Origin of the sequence: Psychrobacter sanguinis (genome assembly GCF_020736705.1) — a bacterium.
Taxonomy (GTDB): domain Bacteria; phylum Pseudomonadota; class Gammaproteobacteria; order Pseudomonadales; family Moraxellaceae; genus Psychrobacter; species Psychrobacter sanguinis.
Genome location: NZ_CP085990.1, coordinates 2895853 through 2915574 on the forward strand (window position 1 = coordinate 2895853; position 19722 = coordinate 2915574).

Genomic DNA, 19722 nt, shown 5'->3' on the forward strand with positions numbered 1-19722 from the left:
TTGCGTAGTCTATTTTGACTGTTGTAAAAACTGCATAACGGCTGCTGCGGTGGCTTCAGGGTCTTCTTCTTGAGGCACATGACCTAGATTATCAAATATAACCAATTGACTGTTTGGTATGGCCTTCTTAAATTTATACGCATTCTCTAGCGGAATTAAATCATCTTTTGCACCCCAAAGGATGAGCGTCGGTTGTTTGATACTGCCAATTTGCGCCACCTCGTTCTCAGCTAACGATTCACGCATGCGTTGGGTTAAAGCTTTACGGTTGCCCTCACGTCTGGTTAACTCATAATATCTATTTACCAGCTCATCACTTACCTTGGCGTCATCAGCGTAAACGCTTTCAATACTCTTACGTACCACACTCTTCGGTAATACCTTTTCAACCAAAGGGTCCAAAATAGGATACTGAGCCAATTTGAAGCCCATTGGCACATGTTTCGGTGTAAACGGGAACCCTGACGCATCCACCAAAATAAGACGATTGATTCTATCGGGGTGTCGCAATGTGGTCAGCCAAGCAATCCCGCCACCCAATGAGTTGCCCGCAATCGTTGCGTCGTCAATTTTTATTCGGTCCATCACGCCAATAACCGTATCGACATAATTATCTATGGTATAGCGTTTATTTGGATTGGCATAAGGTCCGGTTAGACCAAAGGCTGGCAGGTCCATGCGCACTACACAATATTGCTGCTGTAATATATCCGACCAACCATTCCAAGTGTGTAAGCTGGCAGACGTACCATGCAATAAAACAATGGTCTCCTTACTTTTATTGTCTTTATCGCTTGTACTACTATTATCACTTGTACTATTGCTATTTTCCTTATCTGTCGCAGCTTTGATTAAAGGCGTACCCACTATTGTAGAAGACTGTATTGTGTCGTTTGATTGACAGGAAGGTGACTGTACCACATGCACTTTTAAATCATCCACAGAGACATACTGGCTGTTGGGCAGCTCCCACTTTTTTAGTTCAGTTGGGGCTAAGTCTGGTTTCCAAACACAGCCTGTAGACAACAACGTCGCCATAGTGCCTATAGTCATTAGAGTTTTTATTGTAGTCCTTTGTATCGTACTGTAATGGATATTAACTTGTTGCATTATTTTATCCTTCCTTGATAAATGTCATTCCTTGGTAGAGCATTGTAAAAACTAGCTCAATAAGCTACTTTTATATGAAAACAGTCAAAACATAAAAACATAAAGACATAAAAAAAGCGACCCCCTAATAATTACTTATGGGGTCGCTATAGATAGGCCTTAATAAATAAGAACCAATTTGAGAGTCAACACTTAAGGAAGATAGTTAGCCCCTAAATGAGTTTAACAATTCACTTTAAAGTGTCAGCCTTAAAATTTTAAACGCTTGTCCTGTTCAATTTTACTCATAACCTCTGGTAACTTATCACCAAGCGCCGTCAATGCAGACTTAGTGGCGGTATTCACCATACCTGACACTGCTGAATGTGCAGCGTTTGCTAAGCCTAACTTCTCTGCAAAGGTAGGTTTTTGACGCGACATCAATGCATACGCTTGGTAATCTTCCATTTGCTTTAATAAATAAGCATCCGAAGTGCTAAGCTCGTCCACTAAGTTCAATTTAAGCGCGTCTTCCCCATACCAATGGTCACCGTTGGCTACTTTAGATAGGTCAAGCTGAGGACGATAAGTAGTCACAAAATGTTTAAATAATTCGTGAGTCTGCTCTAACTCTTCTTTATATTTAGCACGGTCTTCATCATCATTTTCACCAAACATCGTCACGGTACGCTTATACTCACCAGCGGTAAACATCTCATAATCGATGTCATGTTTTTTCAACCATTTATTAAAGTTTGGCATTTGCGATACCACACCAATAGAGCCTACCACCGCAAAAGGTGCTGCCAAAATCTTATCTGCCACACAGGCCATCATATAACCGCCACTGGCTGCAATTTTATCAACACACACTGTAAGCGTTAGTCCTGCTTCTTTTAGTCGTACTAATTGAGCCGCTGCTAAGCCATAGCCATGCACCATGCCACCACCTGACTCTAAGCGAAGTACAACCTCGTCTCCTTTATTTGCGGTACTAATAATGGCACTAATTTCTTCACGTAAATGTTTTACCGCAGAGGCTTTAATATCCCCATCGAAATCTAATACGAACAGTCTTTTTTCTTTTTGCTTAGACTTGCCTTTTTCTTTTAACTTTTGCTTGGCTTTTTTGGCTAGGGCTTTTTGGAATTGTTTTACCGCATTTTTGTCCTCCATCGCCTCTATAAGACTCTTGCGACGTTGGTCTTGACTTTTGTTCAAATGGACGACTTTTAACTCAACTAGATTTTTGGCAGGATGAAACAACATAAACTTTCCTTAATTAGATAAAACAACTCGAAAATAGGACTGATATAATAGCGGGGTATCGGCATTATATTTTTTATAGTATTGTTATTAATATGCGTTTGCATTTAAACAATTTCAAGGGTGCTCGGTTGTATCAAACGCTAAGATTAGGCATAATGTGCGTTTGATAAAAATTCTTATTGAGATAACCTTCTTAATTTTATAATTATTCTTTTTGATAACTGATAGGTAGTGGACAGTTTATGAAGCGTACCGAGTATTGTGGGGCAGTAACCGAAGCGTTGCTAGAGCAAACCATCACTGTAAAAGGATGGATTCACCGTCGCCGTGACCATGGTGGCGTTATCTTTTTAGATATGCGTGACCGCGAAGGTATTCTACAGGTTGTGATTGACCCAGATACACCAGAGGCTTTTGCAACAGCTGATGCCGCCCGTCCAGAGTATGTATTAGAAATCACTGGTCGAGTTCGCAAGCGTTATGAAGGTACTGAGAACTCAAATATGACCAGTGGTCAGGTTGAGCTATTGGCCAAAGAAATTACAGTTTTAGCAAAATCTGAAACACCACCGTTCCCATTGAATGACGAAAATACCACGGTAAACGAAGACCTACGTCTTAAATATCGTTATTTAGACATGCGTCGTCCACAAATGCAAGAGCGCATGGTTTTCCGTGCTAAGGCCACTTCTACTATTCGTCGTTATTTAGACGAACATGGTTTTTTAGACGTAGAAACCCCTATCTTGACTCGTGCTACTCCTGAGGGTGCTCGTGACTATCTTGTGCCATCACGTACCCGTCCAGGTAACTTCTTCGCTTTACCACAGTCGCCACAGCTGTTTAAACAGTTATTAATGGTGTCTGGTTTCGACCGCTATTATCAAATCGCCAAGTGTTTCCGTGACGAAGACTTACGTGCTGACCGTCAGCCAGAATTTACTCAGGTGGACATCGAAACTTCTTTCTTAACCGAAGAAGAAATCATGAGCATTAATGAAGGGTTGATTCAAAACCTATTCAAAACTATGCTTGATGTAGACCTAGGTGAATTCCCTCGCATGACTTATGCAGATGCGATGCGTGACTATGCTTCAGATAAGCCTGACCTACGTATTCCTTTAAAACTTGTTGACGTTGCTGATCTAATGCAAGGCGTTGAGTTTAAAGTATTCGCCGGCCCTGCTAACGATCCTAAAGGACGTGTGGCTGCCCTACGTATTCCAAATGGTGGTTCTTTAACGCGCAAACAAATTGATGAATATACTAAGTTCGTCGGTATCTATGGCGCTCGTGGTTTGGCATACATCAAAGTAAATGATGTCACCAACATCAACAATGGCGTTGATAAAGAATCAGGCTTACAGTCACCAATCGTCAAAAACATGAGTGATGACGTATTGGTTAGCCTAGTTGAACGTACTGAAGCTCAAGACGGCGACATCATTTTCTTCGGCGCTGATAAAGCGAAGATTGTTAATGATGCCATGGGCGCACTACGTGTGAAGATTGGTCTAGACATGAACATGGAAACTTGCGAGTGGGCCCCTCTTTGGGTGGTTGACTTCCCAATGTTCGAAGAGACTGATGATGGTAAATGGACTTCTATGCACCACCCATTCACTATGCCTAAAGGCTCAGTAGATGAGTTGAAAAACAACCCTGAGACTGCCCTTTCTGTAGCATACGATATGGTATTAAACGGTACTGAAATCGGTGGCGGTAGCTTGCGTATTAATACGGTAGAGATGCAGCGTGCAGTATTTGATGCGTTAGGCATCTCTGAAGAAGAAGCCAATGAGAAATTCAGCTTCTTACTTGACGCGCTTAAATTTGGTGCGCCTCCGCATGGCGGCTTGGCTTTCGGTCTAGACCGTTTAATCATGTTAATGGTAGGCGCAAGCTCAATCCGTGACGTGATTGCGTTCCCGAAAACCAAAACAGCAGATTGCCCATTAACACAGGCACCTGCGGAAGTAGATGGCCGTCAGCTTCGCGAACTGGGTATCCGTGTTCGTGAAAAAGCTCAAGCTGAGCCTAAAGAGTAATTTGTCGTTAATTAACACTACTCTTTTAAACTATTTACTGAATCCAAATCAGTGAGTTTTACTTGTAAGGCGATAATGGCTAACTTAATAGAAACCAGTATCGCCTTACTTTTGGGTGTTTTAATATGAATCCATTTAATGTTTTTAAATACGTGCCATTGTCCGTTATGCGGGCCATGGCACTTTTTGTAGTGGCCGTTGCCAAATATATACCGAATTTGACCATCAAAGAAATCACCATGGTTAATTTGCGTTTGGTTTACCCTGAGCTGAGCGATAAACAAAGACGTAAATTTAAAAGTACCATACTGCGCAATCAAGCACTTAGCACTGTTGAGTCTATTAAATGCTGGGCCATGCCGCCTGAATGGAGCATTGAACAGATTGATAATGTATTCGACAGGGAGATATTGGAGGAAGCGCTAGCCAATCCTAATGGTATGTTAGCCATTGTGCCGCATCTTGGTACATGGGAGATGATGAATGCATGGTTAAATCAATTTGGCTCGCCTACCATCTTGTATAAGCCAGTCAAAGGTAAAGTAGGCAACGACTTCGTTTTGCAAGGTCGGCAGCGTCTAAATGCCACTTTAGTACCCACAGATGCCAGTGGGGTTAAAGCTCTATTTAAAACCTTAAAATCAGGTGGGTTTAGTATTATTTTACCTGATCATGTCCCTCAACCCTCAGGTGGCGTTATTGTCCCATTTTTTGGGATAGAAACTCTAAGTAGCACCTTAGCGCCTAAACTTGCTAGCAAAACAAAATGTGCTCTTGTTGGGCTTACTTGCTTACGTAACAAAAATAATAGATTTGATATTTATTGTACAAAACTTGATGATCCTGAGCTTTATTCAAAAGATCTCATGGTATCGACCAAAGCACTAAACCAAGCAATGGAAAATATGATAAAAGCAAATTCTGCACATTACATGTGGAGCTATAAACGTTTCAAACGCATCCCTATTATTAAAAATCCCTATAAAGCCACCGAAGAACAATTACAAAGTTATATAAATAACTATATATTATCGAAATAAAATCACTAAAATGACAGTCACTACTACTTAAGTGCGAGCATAAAATGATTAATAACTCTGATTTACCAAACCGCTCAGTCCCAAGCCATAACACTATAGACTCTGAAGATAAGCGTTATATTATCTGTATGAAATGGGGCACCAAATATGGTCCAGAGTATGTAAATCGTCTTTATAATATGGTTAAGCGCAATCTAACTCTGGACTTTGAAATGGTGTGCTTAACCGATGATGAAACCGGTATTGATCATAATGTCCGCTGTTACCCTATTCCCGAGCTCAACTTGCCCGATGGTTTGCCTGAGCGTGGTTGGAAGAAGCTAACTACTTTCAAGCCTGAACTCTATGACTTGAAGGGCACTGCATTATTTTTAGACATTGATATTGTTATCGTCGACAATATAAATGCTTTTTTTGAATACGAAGCAGAACATGAAGACAGCGTGGTCATTATTCGTGACTGGAAAAAGCCTTGGCGTATGGTGGGCAATAGCTCAGTATATCGCTTTAAGGTTGGCCAAAATACTTATCCCAATCTACTCAGCAACTTTGAGCAAAACTTTGCAAAAATAAGCTCAGAAGTTCGTCATGAACAGGCCTATTTATCTAATTATCTACGCCAGCATCATCACTTAGAATACTGGGACAAAACTTGGTGTGTCAGCTTTAAGTACCAGTGTATGCCGTCTCCTGCTATGAGCTTTATCAAAGCACCCACCTTACCAGAAGGTGCTAAAATCATTATCTTTCATGGTGAAATCAATCCACCAGACGCAATCAAAGGTGGCGGTGGCAAATGGTATCGTCATGTAAAGCCAAGTCCTTGGTTAAAAAAGTATTGGCAGTAAACTTAATGTACCATTAGCACTTATCCCAATACATAAACCAGACTATTTATAAGTACTTGTTGGATTTAATATGACGCAAGCTATGCCAGAAATATTAGACATCGTTATTGCATGGGTAGATGGTGATGACCCGAAACTAAAGCAAAAAAGAGCACAGTACCAACAACGGGTCACAGCGGCCTCTGATGCAATAAGCTCGACTCGTTTTGCGAGTAACAATGAAATTTATTTCAACATAGCTTCAATCTTAAAGTATGTTCCATTTTGTCGTCACATATATATAGTTTCAGATGAGCAACAGCCTAAATTTATTAAGGAGTTTGCTGAGCAAGGACTATGCTCTGTAGATAAGATTCGCATTGTTGATCATAAAACTATTTTTTCTGGTTATGAGGCAGCCCTTCCTACATTTAATACTCGTTCAATTGAGACAATGCTATGGAATATCCCTGGTCTTTCTGATTATTTTATATATTTAAATGATGATTTTTATTTTAATCAAACTGCTTCAATGACTGACTTTTTTGATAATGGCCAAATGGTTGTTTATGGTCACTGGCGAAATAGCTTACCGCTTACTACCAAACTTGAATATAGAAAATCATTACAGAAGCTATTTGGCAAACCGGTTCAACCCAAACATACCATTGCCCAAATGCTAGGTGCAAAAATAGTGGGCATGAATAAATTTTTCGAAATCCATCATTATCCACATATTGTCGATAGGAATATCTTGGAAAGCTTTCTTTTAAATCATCCAGATTTATTAAAAAACCAAATCAAATATAAATTTAGAGATGTTGAGCAATTCAACCCTATCTCTTTAATGAACCACCTTAAAATTAAAAAACAAGAAGTGTCTTTAATGCCAGATATTGATATTAACTATCTAAAAAACGAACGCAGTATTGGTCAATTCATTCAGGGGTTAGAAGATACTAAGATTAAGTATGGATGCATACAAAGTATGGATCAACTAGACCAGCAAGCTTTTAAGCAAGTTAATGAAGCGATGAAACAAAAGCTGTCCGATTACTTACCTCAGTCCTTGTTAAATACCCCAACGTAAACTATCAACCTCATATGGGTGTTTAAGAATTTAAATTGAATAATTGATGCTTCAAACAAAATTTATTTAGGAGAAATTAGTGAAAATTTTAGTCACAGGTGCCGCAGGCTTTATTGGCTTTCATTTGGTCAAAGCACTCTTAGAGGAAGAGCATACTGTGATTGGTGTGGACAATTTAAACGACTATTACGATGTCTGTTTAAAGCAAGATAGATTAGATCTATTGAATAAATATTCTAAGAAAATAATGGGGCAGTTTGAGTTTATTAAGTTGGATATTGCAGATCGTGAAAATATGAGTGCTTTATTCAATGACAATCGCTTTGATATTGTGATAAATTTGGCTGCACAAGCTGGCGTACGTCACTCTATTAATCATCCAGAAGCCTATGTTGATTCAAATATTGTAGGTTTCTTGAATGTTCTCGAAGGCTGCCGACACTCAAAAGTTAAGCACCTCTTATATGCAAGTTCAAGCTCTGTATATGGCATGAATACTAAACAGCCCTTTAGTACAGAAGATAATGTTGATTATCCAATAAGCTTGTATGCTGCTACTAAAAAATCCAATGAACTTATGGCTCATGCTTATAGTCATTTATATAATATCCCAACAACAGGTCTAAGATTTTTTACAGTTTATGGTCCTTATGGACGTCCAGATATGGCGTACTTTTCTTTCACCAAAAAGATATTAACTGGTGGGAGTATTGATGTTTTTAATAATGGAGACATGAAACGAGATTTCACATATATTGATGACATAGTAGCGGGCATTATGCTAATAAAAGATAAAATACCTGCACGTATATCAGTAGATACCACCAATGCTCAGGCTCCTTATAAAATCTATAACATAGGTAATAATCAACCAATAACTTTAAGACGTTTCATTACTGCAATTGAGAACGCTTGTGGGAAAAAAGCTGTTGAAAACTTATTACCCATGCAAGCAGGTGACGTACCTATTACTTATGCAGATACGACAGACTTAATAAAAGATATAGGCTTTCAAACAAATGTGAATATTGAAGAAGGTATTAGTAAGTTTGTCATATGGTATAAAGATTATTACAAAATTGAATCTAATTTACTTAATGAATAATCTTATTATTTCAGGCTTTGTTATAACTTATCTATAAGTCAAAAATTTAACTGCATGCTTCATAGTTTTACATCACTTATTAAGGAATAGATAAATGCAAGAATCAAAAAACTGGCAACGAAAACTGGTTCTTTTATTTAGAAGTGAAAAAAGACTCAATGCTTCTAGCATTGTTAAATCATATGATGGCAAAAGCTATGAAGATATGAAAAAAACTGAAATCACAAAAGATATGTGTGATTTAGACTTAGTGACTGATGTGCGTAAAACTAAAGACTTAGAAGGACATTTAAATAACTTAAAGTATCGCTCTATTGGTGAACCAGAGCTTTGTTTCTATCATAATACCTTAGTTATATTGCTACGTAGAAAATATAAAACCAAGGAAACCTTCGCTGAATTTGAAAGACTATGGCTCACAGAAACTGAATTCTTATTATCTCACTTGTCTATACGCTGGATTGTTTCTGCCTGCGATACCTTTATAGATTACTCAAATAACCCAAGTAGAAGGGCGATCTTGATGAATGTCATTACCTTAGTTAATACTCTAAGGACTTATGAAACTGATCGTTACCTGCGTTTGTCGACAGGTACTGACTTACCTCCTTTTAATGAAGATAAAAAAGCAGAGCTCTATAAAGGCGATTTACCCCTATATGATGGACTCACCTACTTTCGTATAGGCACCGACGACAGTTTAAGGAACATGCGCAAACGCTATACTAAGTTTTATAAAGTAGATGAGTTTGCAACCACTATCTTACTAGACGTTTTTGAGAAACTCCAAAATAATAAAAGCGCCTTTACTACACTACGATCACTACATAAAGATGATTGGTCTAAATGGTGGCAAAACTAAAACCTAAAAATTTAAACTTGATATTTTTCTGTAAAATCTAAATATTTTTGAGCTGTATTTTTTGGCAATAAACCCTCATCAAATTGAGAACAAAATTGTTTAGGATTTTCCATAGCTTGATCTAACTTCTTGGCAATGGCATCAATATCACCCATTGGTATAAGGTTATATTTAGGCAATAGCTCGCTCGGCCCTGAAGGGCAGTCCGTACTTATAACCGGTACACCAAGTGCCAGAGCTTCTGCAATTACTAAAGCAAACCCCTCCCAATCGGAAGTTAAAACCTTTAGTTGTGCATGTTTAATGTAAGGAAAAGGGTTAGGTTTAAAACCTAGGAATATTACTTTATCCTGTAAGTCTAGAGAGTTTACTAATGTCTTAATAGCTTCTTGATGCTTGCCTTGTCCCAATAGCAATAACGGCATTTTTTGTTTAGTTTTAGCATATGCTTTAACTAATAGATCATGTCTCTTAGCATCTTTAAAACTTCCCACATGGATTAGATAGTTTTCATATTCAGGTGTAAAAGCATCAGCTTGCTTTAAAATTGCTTCTTTATCAATCGGGTTATGAATAGCAATAGTGGGCGTAATATCTCCAAAACTTTTAATAAAGTCTTTATGTGCACCTTCACTGACACATATACAAGGATGTTTAGAATAAACTTTTTTCATTCTCATGTATTTTCTATTAGCTGCTTTCTCACCTTCATTAAATTTGTACAACAAAGATAAGGTATTATGAATAATATGAAAAATATTATTAAGCTTGCTATAACTGAAAATAATATCTGCTTTATCAAGGTTAGACAAAATAATATCTGGTTGTCCTATTTTCTCTAAAATATATTTATCTACTTTAGAGGCAAATATCTTTTCGCGATTCATGAATTTAGGTAATATCTTATAAGGCTTAAATTTTAAAACATGATAATTGAGATTGGAGTCAAGATCGTATTCTGCTAACGGCTTAAATCTTAAAATATGAACTTCATATCCAAGTTCATAAAACCCTTTACCTAGAGTTAAAACTACACGTTCTGCCCCGCCACCTTGTAGACAGTTAATAGCTAGTAAAACTTTCTTTTTTCCCATAAACCACCTTTTATTATATATATTAAAATAATCCCATCACTTTATAGCTCTCATAAAACCCTACTATTTTTTAAACAGTTTGGAAAAGAAAGATTGCGAGACTTTTTTGCTTTTGCGGGTTACTTGATTGCCTTTATAGTGTTGCTGTGATTTTTTTGGAAAATCACCAAAAGGAGTTATTCTATAATCATCTAAAGAATATCCTTCTGCAAGAGCTTCTTCATAATAAGTATTAAATACTTGAGCCAAATCGGGTCTTGGATGAACTAGAATCTCTCCATCAAACCAGTGCTTATGGCCTTCACCTTCAACACGCTTTAGCGCATACTTGTGGCTGAACTGAGTACCCATATCTGAATAATGTAATATTTTAATATCTTCGATGGATAAATCTTCTCCATCTATACAATTGTAGCTGTCATTATAAGGTTCAATTAGTTCTCTATTTTTCTTAAATACCTTCATCATTTTTTTATGACTCTCAGAATTTTTTTTCAAATCTACAACAGGCGGTATAACTTTTTTAGCTGCTCGACAATCCCAAACACAGGTACACAAACGCGTCATATCAGCATTAGTTTTAGCAGCAACTACAGAATTCTTTGATATAGGATGCTGCCATAATTTAGATAAATCATCTAAAACTATAACATCCGCATCCATATATATTGCTCTTCCTGAATGATTACTATACTCAGGTATTGCCCAACGAAATCCTGAAAATGGAGTAGACCAGTTAATAGTATTCCAACCTTCACCGGTTTCTGGATTAGAATACCAATAACTATTTGGATCACGAGATAGTTGCATCCACACAATCTCTACAGGCATACTCGTATGTTTCTTGATGCTATAGTCAAGCACCATCATTTGTTCAAGATCGCAGTTATTAGGATCACATCCCACAAAAACTTTTATAGTATTGTTTTGTTCCATAGTTTTAACCATCAAGAAATGCCCGTATTAATGTATCAACGACTTTGACTTATAAATATTATGAGCTTTAAATCCGAAACTAAAGCTCTATTGTTACTTGTCTTATCGGCTATATTATTCTCGCCAATATTTTTCAATCCAATCAACAGGTAAAATAAAATGTCGCAAATGGCGCAGCGGCTTTTTGAGATTTTTAGGTTCAGTAATGCTTTTTAAATGGTCTTTTGCATTATTTGCTGCATTTTTATTATATTTACCTTCAATAGCATGGGAAGGATATAAATCACCAGGGAAAATGATGATACGTGCCCCTTCAGGTATTTTAGGTACTTTAAAATAGTTTAATGGGAAAGGCTGGCGACATTTGCGTCGAAAATGTACTACCCATTTTTTAGGAAACAGTTTAACCCCACCTGGTGCATTACGCGTCACGAAACGTTGTTCAAAACGGTATTTATCAGCAATACCTTGAGGATCGGCTTTAAACTTCTCTTGTAGCGATACTAATGAACCCACTTTAAATCTAAAACATGAGGTTTGACCCAGACGCTCCAAAGGATTACTTGGATTGTAGGACAAAATCACATCGTCCGGCTCACCATATTCGAAGAAAGGATCTAAGCTATCTACAATAACCACATCCAAATCTAAGAATAAAACTGTACCTGTAAGATCACCCAACTTCTCTCCCCACAGTCGAGATTTAGGCCATTTCCCTAAGGTATTAGTTGGCATAGTCACATCTAAAGGAGGCAACTCTTGGCATTCAATCTCTGGACGAACGCCTGTCGTATCGTCCGTAAAACACACAAATCTAAAAGGTGGGGTTATGTTGCGCGATACCATGCCATAAAGCTTATTGGCATAATCAGGACCATATTTTGTTCCCCATTTGATACAAATGATCTGCTTTACTTCTTGTGACTCAGAGGTTGAGTTTTGATTTGCCATAAATAACCTTTGCCTTAAAATTAGATAAATAATATTCGTATTATTTTAGCATAAAAAAGCCGAACACTCAGTGCTCGGCCTTTTTAATAAACAATTGTGTTGACTAGTCTACAAAGCTTAACCAATGCATGTATTGCTCATTGCGGCCATGTATCACATCGAAGTATAACGATTGAAGCTTCTCAGTGATTTCACCACGGCCACCATTACCGATAACACGGTCATCATATTCACGAATTGGGGTTACTTCAGCAGCGGTACCAGTCATGAATATCTCATCGGCTAGATAGAACTCATCACGAGTGATACGGCGTTCCACCACTTTAATACCCAAATCTTCAGCAAACTGAATGATAGTACGACGGGTGATACCATCAAGAGCGCCACCGCCTAAATCAGGAGTATGTAGCTCTCCATTCTTAACCAAAAATAAGTTCTCACCAGAGCCTTGACACACATAACCTTGAGGATCCATCAAGATGGCTTCGTCATATCCACTACGGGTCACTTCTTGGTTGGCCATAATTGAAACTGGGTAGTTGCTGGCTGCTTTCGCTTTACACATGGTCACGTTGGTCATATGGTGGGTATATGACGAGGTTTTAACACGAATACCTTTTTGGATACCCTCTTCGCCCAAATAAGCGCCCCATTTCCAAGCAGCGACCATCGCATTAATACTATTACCACGTGAAGACAGACCTAGCTTTTCAGCGCCGATCCAAATTAAAGGACGTAGATAAGCTGAATCAAAACCATTTTGCTTAATCACATCTTTTTGCGCTTGATTAAATGTCTCTTTGTCATACGGCACGTCTAATTGGAAGATCTTTGCTGATCCTAGTAGGCGGTCGGTGTGATCATCTAGTCTAAAAATAGCGGTTCTACCATCATCTGTTTGATAAGCACGTACGCCTTCAAAAACAGCGATACCATAATGTAAGCTATGGGTTAATACATGGATCTTAGCGTCTGGCTGCTCAACTATCTCGCCATTAAGCCAAAGTTTACCTTCTGTCGTTGCCATATTCATAATAATTATTCCGTTGCATCTAATAATATCTATAAAACGTATAGACAATTTAAGTATATCACTGCCACCCAAATTGACTATAAATTTTTAGTTTTGTGAGTTATTTTATTTAGTTATATAGGACTAGCCTCAAGGATTATACAACAATCTCATTCCATTTGGATATGACATACTCTCGTGTCTCATTCCAAGGTTCGGCGTCCACCATAACCTCCTCATTGGCCAAAGCAATTTGATGCATGGTCGCTCTCAACTTTAAGTAAGCTTGAGTAAGCCCTTCGCAGGTTGCTACGTCCCACACCCCTGCTTTTGCCAAACTTTCAAATATTCTTACATTGTCACTCCATTCAGTAAGCTCTGGGTGCTCATGGGCATGAGCCAACACCCCATATTGAGCCATAAACTCAATATCCACAATACCGCCTGCATCTTGCTTAAGATGGAATTTACCTTCTTGTTGTGCCTTTTGATTACTACCAAGATGGTCTTTCATTTTTGAGCGCATTTCAATCACGTGCTGCTTTAAATCATTGATATCACGTTCTCGAGTCAGTACCTGTTTGCGCGTGTGATTAAAAGAACTCATTACTCGACGGTCTCCACAAATTGCTCGAGCACGAACTAAGGCTTGATGCTCCCATACCCAAGCTTTCTCTAACTGATAACGCTCAAATGAGTGGCTTGAAACTACCATCATACCGGCATTTCCTGAGGGTCTAAGGCGCATGTCAATTTCATAAGCACTGCCATCACGGGTCTGGGTATTAAGATAAGTCATTAACTTTTGAGCAAGTCGAGCGGTGAACTTCATACCGCTGACTGGCTTGGCACCCGTAGTCATGGCTTGTTCATTGATTTGATGAATAAATACCAAGTCTAAATCTGAGGTATAAGACATCTCAATACCGCCCAGCTTGCCATATCCAATAATAGCAAACCCATTATGTGCCTCAGTTACCGACTCACCTTGCTGATTGATAGGATAGCCATGGCGCTTAACCAACTCAGTAAACGCACGCTCTAAAGTAAATTCTAGCACCACTTCGGCAATATCAGTCAATGAGTCTGATACCTTCATAATGGGACGTTCAGCTATTACATCACTGGCGGCTACTGCCAATACCTGATTATTCTTAAACAGTCGCAGTACATTGAGTAGCATCTCTTCATCGTCCGGCTCAACCCGTAATAGACGCTGGCGTAAAATATTGGCCAACTCTTGTTTGTCTGGTAAATGACGATAACGCTGCTGTAAAAATGAATCTAACAGTACTGGATAACGCGTTAACTCGCCAGCAATCCAAGGACTGGCAGACAGCATAGGAATCAAATTGACGGTCGCATTCGGGTTCTCTGCCAACATCACCAAATATATCGAACGACGGCAGATGGCTTCCATCAGATTAATGAGTCTCGGTAATGCGACGTTCGCTAGGCCTTGTTGCTCTTCGTGAACCAACAGCGCATGTACCAAAACAGGATAAGCATCGTCAAGCCGTTCCTTTGCTTCCTCTGACAAGCTGGCCACCATTTTACTGTTCCAAAACTGCTCAAGCTTGGCCTTATTTTCATCAGTTAGGATCTTATTTAAAGCCTCTGCTTCTTTGTCACTACTAATAGTGGCATCTTTAGCGATCTGACGCTCAGTTACCATTCGATCAAAGGGGATATGTACATTCTGGCGGTGCTCATTTAAGCACTGTAAGAAATCGGACCAATCTTTAAAACCTAATGTCACTGCCAGATTGTGCTGACTTTCGGGATTACTAGGTAAGCGCTGCGTCTGCTGATCATTTATCGCTTGTATACCATGTTCCACTCGGCGCAAGAATCGATAAGCGGCCTCAAGCTTTTCATAGGTTTCATCATCAATAAAGTCAAAATCATTTAACGCTTTCATTGCTTTCAAACAAGATTTGACTTCAAGCTGAGAGTGACGACCGCCATAAATTAGCTGAAAGGCTTGTACCACGAACTCAATATCACGAATACCACCGGCACCTAATTTGATATTATCTAAGTCTTCACGCTGCGCTACTTGGTTTTGAATAAGCGATTTCATTTCTCGCAAGGCAGCAAAAGCGCTGTAGTCCACGTAATATCTGAACACAAAAGGTTTAACAATATCTTCAAGATCATCAGCAAAGTCGTCATCTACTTCATTCACAATACGTGCTTTTAACCAAGCGAATCTTTCCCAAGCTCGGCCATGTGCTGAAAAATACTTATCCAATGCGGTTAAATGTATCGCTAAATCACTGCCCTCACCCCAAGGTCTGAGACGCATATCAACCCTGAACACAAACCCTTCAGCAGTACAAGTATCTAGTATCTTGATAATCCCTTGGCCCAAACGAATCATAAAGCGCTTATTGTCGATACACTTAGTGCCTTTTGACTTATCACCGTCTGTCTCACCTCTGGCCCGATGTACGAAGATGAGGTCAATGTCGCTCGACAAGTTAAGCTCTTGGGCCCCAAGTTTGCCCATAGCAAAAATGGCCATATCGTCAAATTGACGCTGACCTTTACTGTCAATATAAGTGGGACGACCGTAACGCTCGACTAACTGCTCCCAAACATACTCTTTGGTAAAGTTGATACAGTTATCGGCAAAGTCTGATAGTTCTGAAGTTAATTTTTCTAATGAGATAATACCTAGCGTATCTTGCCATATCCAGCGTAGCATCAATAATCCACGCAAACGCCGTAGACCACGCATAACACCAGCTTCATCGGCACGTTTTAGCTCATCATCTAGTCCATCATCCAAGGTATAATCGTCAATCAAATCACTGATTTGCTGACGGGTCAAAAATTGGCTTAAGGGATAACTGGTTAAAAAGTTTTGGCAAACAGATTGTTTTTGCTGCCATATTTGATAGGCAAAAGGACTGGCTAATTTTAGATTTTGGATTTGCTCAGCCGTTATCTTCTCAGGGGTGGACGATAAAGCCTCTTGGGCAAAGGTGGCGGCAAAGCTATTGTCAGATGGCATGATGTGGCACGACTCCTTAAAAGTGCTAGTGTGCTATTAGCCTACCACATAAAAAGAAGTTATAAGATGACTGTTAGTGTTAAATTTTTATATCCTTGTATCAAAAAAAACATTTCCTAAGTATATGAATTTCAGCGTAATATAGAAGGTTATTCATCTGAGAGTGTTATATAACCCTCTATTTAAGCGTCTAATATTAAAGCTGAAAATATCAAAAATTAATAGCATTAGACGTAAGCAAAACTAGGAATTAATAAAATTGGGTCATTAGTAGGATTGATTTGTTAGTAAGCCAATGAAACTCATTTAGCCAGTGATTTAAAACTTTATAAAACAGGCAAGCTTTGTTCAATGACGCCATAAAAATTAGGCGCCCATAACGATAGACCATAGCCAATGGCGGCACCGATGATGACATCAGTTGGATAATGCAAACCTAATACCATACGTGACAAAGCAACCAAAAAGGTAAACGGCAACATAATAGGCAATAGCTCAGGGAAGTAACTGCCCAAAGTAGCGGTAAACAATACTGCTTGTAAGGTATGGCCAGATGGAAAACTAAAAACATCCAACGGACGCTCACCGAGCACGATTACTTGGTGTACTTGGTAAGGTCTAGGGCGTACTGTCTTGACTTTTAACACCTTGTATACCGCTAAACCTAAGGTACTTATCAAAATTGTAGTGGTTAAAGGTAGTACTGCTTCCCACCCGTAAAAGGCCAAAGCTCCTAACATCATTGCATACCAAAACCAACCGTCGCCCAATCTACTAATCATTTTAAAAAATGTGGCAATGGCATAATTGGTCGAATAGCGATTGATATGGATACATACGCTAGTATCCCAAGAAATAAAATAATTGGCATACACCGCTAACGCCGGGCTACGAGAAATCAAAGTGAATATAGGGCTGGGGACGACTTTAGGCGTCAACTTAATGTTCAATGATTGCTTAGATTTATCTGTTTTCAAGACTTATCTCCTTATTTTATAGCTTAATTAAATCGAACATTTTGTATGGCTCGATTGCTTTAGTAGTGCTATATCACAATCTAATCTGACTAAGCTGTTGGCTCTCATTTAACTGAGCGCTTGCCAGTATAACTTATTGATAGTATTAGTTTTTACTCTTTATAACACCTCTTAATTGGTCGTATATTTTCAATTACAAATAGCCCTATTATCTATCTTGATGATTTATGACTGATAACTGTGTTTAGAATGGTTTAGAGCCTCATAAAACATGGTTAGCATCTGCTCAGCAGGACGTTGCCAAGAATAACCTTCAACAGATTTAGCAGCCTGTAACCCTTGCTCTTTTAGCAATTGCATTTTTGGTAAGTTAGCAACTTTTTCAATAAATTGTTTTTCATCACCAACGCTTATCAATTTGCCACTCTTTTCAGTAACCAACATGCCGGCAGCCGCGTCATCGAAGGCATAAACCGGCAAGCCGCTGGCCATGGCCTCAACCACCACATTACCGAAAGTTTCGACTTGGCTGGCAAAAACAAAAACATCACCGCTTGCATAATGCATTGATAAGTCTTGCCCTGTTTTTGCGCCGGTAAATATAATGTCATCTTTACTGTCAGCGGCTAAAGATTGAAGGCGTGATTTATCAGGACCATCGCCCACTATTACCAATTTAACCGCTCGTTGTAACTGCTCTCGCTGTAACGCTTTGAAGCTTCTAATCACTAAATCCACGCCTTTTTCAGGAGACAAACGGCTTACCATAACCAGCACGGTATGCTGATTGTGAGCTCCCCATTGTGCCCTTAATGACTCACTACGATGTTTAGGATTAAAACGCTCTAAATCAACGCCGCGTCCGACCTCATATAACCGCCTGAATCCTAAACAATCTAAATCATTAAATGTTTTTTTACTGGGAACGCAGGTGGCTTTCGAGGCATTATGAAACCATTTAAAATAAGCCATCAATGGTCTGGCTAAGACACCAAGCCCAAAGTGACGGCTAAAGTCATGAAACTGGGTGTGATAACCACTAGTTACAGTAATGTTCAAATGCTTAGCAGCTAACAAAGCCGCCAAACCTAATGGACCTTCTGTAGCAATATGGACCACATCAGGCTGTAAATGCTGCAATTGTTTTTTAATTTTGAAATAAGCGGGCGAACCAAACTGTAAATCTGAATATTTAGGTATCGAGATACCTTTTACCTGTAAGTCGTTTTTGATGATTGGCTTAACTAGAGGACATGCAGGTGTCGTATTTGTGTCACTAATCATTTGGCTGTTTTGAGCCTGATTGTCTCGAGAGTCAGAAGTACTTAAAGCCAACTCTTGTCTTGGCTTAGGCCTTAACAAACTAATTTGATGTCCCTTTAAAGCCAATTGAGTCATTAATTGACCTAAACTCATGGCCACGCCATTAACTTCTGGCGACCAAGTTTCGGTGACCAATAAAATATGTAATGGCTTAGAATAGACAGAGATATTGGCTGGAGCATGTGAGCCAACCTGTACCGAGGTATGAGTTTGTAAGTCCATTAAAGGATCATGAACTTTTGCTCTCATGTTAATGAGTGGCTTCATTTGGCTGATTTCTATGCCGTCGCTACTACTGATGCTTTGCTTTAGCATAATGCCCTCTACTTTTTTGTACTGAGTTAAATTACTTTTTGACTTAAACTTAACTTTAAAGAAAAGATTTGACACTTTTATTGCGTTTAAATCACAGTTTGATGACATTAACTTAAAAACACATAAGTTAATCCAATCTTAAAAATAGAAGTTATAAGTCGATGCTATAAGTAAAAGTACCTACTGTCAGCATACCTCTTGTAAAATACGCTATAGCCCTAATCATGTATAATTAAATAGAGTTGATATCTTACCCTTCCTATAAATTCATTCAGATTGATGTGCTTATGACGACTGCAAATACGCTATTATTGATTAACGTGGACCCTAGCCAGAGCATAGCTTGGCATGCCTATCGCTATGCGAAGGCTTTTTTAGAGAGTGTTGCAAATAGTGATGATAAACCGCAGCTTAGTATCTTTTTTTATGGGGAAGCGGCGAATACAGGTAATGCTCTACGTTGGCAAACCGCAGACAGACAAAGCTTGACTCAATTATGGACACAGCTTAGCGAAGATTATCAGCTTAAACTGCCCATTTGTGTGAGTACCGCTTTGACTCGTGGCGTGACTGATGAAGAAAATGCGCGTCGTCATAAATTAGAAGGAGCCAACCTAGCAGCGGGCTTTGAATTAGTAGGTTTAGGCGAATTAGCACAGCAGTTTTCTGTGGCAGAAAAGGTAGTCACATTTTAGCTCTTCTGTTGTACGTCTATCCAAACGTCACTAACGGACAAACAAGCAAATAGAATAAAAAACGACTCAA

Annotated in this window: 16 protein-coding genes; 7 read left to right on the forward strand and 9 right to left on the reverse strand. The window is 38.9% G+C overall.

The features are described 5' to 3' along the window. Positions 1-9: 9 nt before the first annotated feature. Positions 10-1110 (reverse strand): alpha/beta fold hydrolase, encoded by a 1101-nt coding sequence (locus LK453_RS12155; RefSeq protein WP_227673736.1) that lies wholly within the window; start codon positions 1108-1110, stop codon positions 10-12. Positions 1111-1359: 249 nt separating this feature from the next. After that, on the reverse strand, positions 1360-2358 hold the full coding sequence (gene sohB / locus LK453_RS12160; protein ID WP_201527148.1) for a protease SohB: 999 nt from the start codon (positions 2356-2358) through the stop codon (positions 1360-1362). 242 nt (positions 2359-2600) lie between these two features. Between sohB and aspS the strand changes: the two genes are divergently transcribed. The 6 genes from aspS (at position 2601) to LK453_RS12190 (ending at position 9330) form a co-directional block, all read left to right on the forward strand. Continuing rightward, positions 2601-4406, forward strand: coding sequence for an aspartate--tRNA ligase (gene aspS / locus LK453_RS12165; RefSeq protein ID WP_201527145.1), 1806 nt, complete (start codon positions 2601-2603; stop codon positions 4404-4406). Positions 4407-4531: 125 nt separating this feature from the next. Next, positions 4532-5446: a lysophospholipid acyltransferase family protein gene (locus tag LK453_RS12170; RefSeq protein ID WP_201527136.1), complete on the forward strand. Its 915-nt coding sequence runs from the start codon at positions 4532-4534 to the stop codon at positions 5444-5446. A gap of 128 nt (positions 5447-5574) precedes the next feature. Next, positions 5575-6294 carry a glycosyltransferase gene (locus LK453_RS12175; protein WP_201527495.1) on the forward strand — a complete coding sequence of 240 codons (720 nt, stop codon included), beginning with the start codon at positions 5575-5577 and terminating at the stop codon, positions 6292-6294. A 70-nt stretch (positions 6295-6364) separates the two neighbouring features. Continuing rightward, a complete protein-coding gene (locus LK453_RS12180; RefSeq protein ID WP_201527134.1) occupies positions 6365-7363 on the forward strand; it encodes a Stealth CR1 domain-containing protein in 999 nt (332 codons plus the stop codon). Between the two features lie 79 nt (positions 7364-7442). After that, the gene (locus LK453_RS12185; RefSeq protein ID WP_201527131.1) at positions 7443-8468 is read left to right on the forward strand and encodes an NAD-dependent epimerase; all 1026 of its coding nucleotides are present in this window, start codon (positions 7443-7445) and stop codon (positions 8466-8468) included. A gap of 94 nt (positions 8469-8562) precedes the next feature. Beyond that, positions 8563-9330 (forward strand): hypothetical protein, encoded by a 768-nt coding sequence (locus LK453_RS12190; protein ID WP_201535818.1) that lies wholly within the window; start codon positions 8563-8565, stop codon positions 9328-9330. 11 nt (positions 9331-9341) lie between these two features. Here the strand turns inward: LK453_RS12190 and LK453_RS12195 are convergent, their stop codons facing one another. The 7 genes from LK453_RS12195 to LK453_RS12225 form a co-directional block, all read right to left on the reverse strand. Continuing rightward, positions 9342-10424: a glycosyltransferase gene (locus tag LK453_RS12195; RefSeq protein WP_201527125.1), complete on the reverse strand. Its 1083-nt coding sequence runs from the start codon at positions 10422-10424 to the stop codon at positions 9342-9344. A 63-nt stretch (positions 10425-10487) separates the two neighbouring features. Beyond that, positions 10488-11360, reverse strand: a complete 873-nt coding sequence (locus tag LK453_RS12200) for a glycosyltransferase (RefSeq protein WP_201535815.1) — start codon at positions 11358-11360, stop codon at positions 10488-10490. A 114-nt stretch (positions 11361-11474) separates the two neighbouring features. Further along, positions 11475-12311: a glycosyl transferase gene (locus LK453_RS12205; protein ID WP_201527119.1), complete on the reverse strand. Its 837-nt coding sequence runs from the start codon at positions 12309-12311 to the stop codon at positions 11475-11477. A gap of 103 nt (positions 12312-12414) precedes the next feature. Next, positions 12415-13344: a branched-chain amino acid transaminase gene (locus tag LK453_RS12210; RefSeq protein WP_201527115.1), complete on the reverse strand. Its 930-nt coding sequence runs from the start codon at positions 13342-13344 to the stop codon at positions 12415-12417. A 136-nt stretch (positions 13345-13480) separates the two neighbouring features. Continuing rightward, positions 13481-16342 carry a bifunctional [glutamate--ammonia ligase]-adenylyl-L-tyrosine phosphorylase/[glutamate--ammonia-ligase] adenylyltransferase gene (gene glnE, locus LK453_RS12215; protein ID WP_201535812.1) on the reverse strand — a complete coding sequence of 954 codons (2862 nt, stop codon included), beginning with the start codon at positions 16340-16342 and terminating at the stop codon, positions 13481-13483. 326 nt (positions 16343-16668) lie between these two features. Next, entirely contained in the window at positions 16669-17217 is a 549-nt protein-coding gene (locus LK453_RS12220; RefSeq protein ID WP_044298095.1) for a phosphatase PAP2 family protein, read from the reverse strand. Between the two features lie 327 nt (positions 17218-17544). Next, a complete protein-coding gene (locus LK453_RS12225) occupies positions 17545-18957 on the reverse strand; it encodes a glycosyltransferase family 4 protein (protein WP_227674369.1) in 1413 nt (470 codons plus the stop codon). 287 nt (positions 18958-19244) lie between these two features. Here LK453_RS12225 and tusD point away from each other — a divergent pair, with 287 nt between their 5' ends. Further along, positions 19245-19652: a sulfurtransferase complex subunit TusD gene (gene tusD, locus LK453_RS12230; RefSeq protein WP_201535806.1), complete on the forward strand. Its 408-nt coding sequence runs from the start codon at positions 19245-19247 to the stop codon at positions 19650-19652. Positions 19653-19722 lie beyond the last annotated feature (70 nt).

Excerpts from the sequence above, each read along its gene's own strand:
- LK453_RS12155 (WP_227673736.1), bottom strand. The coding sequence starts at position 1,110 with ATGCAACAAGTTAATATCCATTACAGTACGATACAAAGGACTACAATA.
- sohB (WP_201527148.1), bottom strand. The coding sequence starts at position 2,358 with ATGTTGTTTCATCCTGCCAAAAATCTAGTTGAGTTAAAAGTCGTCCAT.
- aspS (WP_201527145.1), top strand. The coding sequence starts at position 2,601 with ATGAAGCGTACCGAGTATTGTGGGGCAGTAACCGAAGCGTTGCTAGAG.
- LK453_RS12170 (WP_201527136.1), top strand. The coding sequence starts at position 4,532 with ATGAATCCATTTAATGTTTTTAAATACGTGCCATTGTCCGTTATGCGG.
- LK453_RS12175 (WP_201527495.1), top strand. The coding sequence starts at position 5,575 with ATGAAATGGGGCACCAAATATGGTCCAGAGTATGTAAATCGTCTTTAT.
- LK453_RS12180 (WP_201527134.1), top strand. The coding sequence starts at position 6,365 with ATGACGCAAGCTATGCCAGAAATATTAGACATCGTTATTGCATGGGTA.
- LK453_RS12190 (WP_201535818.1), top strand. The coding sequence starts at position 8,563 with ATGCAAGAATCAAAAAACTGGCAACGAAAACTGGTTCTTTTATTTAGA.
- LK453_RS12195 (WP_201527125.1), bottom strand. The coding sequence starts at position 10,424 with ATGGGAAAAAAGAAAGTTTTACTAGCTATTAACTGTCTACAAGGTGGC.
- LK453_RS12200 (WP_201535815.1), bottom strand. The coding sequence starts at position 11,360 with ATGGAACAAAACAATACTATAAAAGTTTTTGTGGGATGTGATCCTAAT.
- LK453_RS12205 (WP_201527119.1), bottom strand. The coding sequence starts at position 12,311 with ATGGCAAATCAAAACTCAACCTCTGAGTCACAAGAAGTAAAGCAGATC.
- LK453_RS12210 (WP_201527115.1), bottom strand. The coding sequence starts at position 13,344 with ATGAATATGGCAACGACAGAAGGTAAACTTTGGCTTAATGGCGAGATA.
- glnE (WP_201535812.1), bottom strand. The coding sequence starts at position 16,342 with ATGCCATCTGACAATAGCTTTGCCGCCACCTTTGCCCAAGAGGCTTTA.
- LK453_RS12225 (WP_227674369.1), bottom strand. The coding sequence starts at position 18,957 with ATGCTAAAGCAAAGCATCAGTAGTAGCGACGGCATAGAAATCAGCCAA.
- tusD (WP_201535806.1), top strand. The coding sequence starts at position 19,245 with ATGACGACTGCAAATACGCTATTATTGATTAACGTGGACCCTAGCCAG.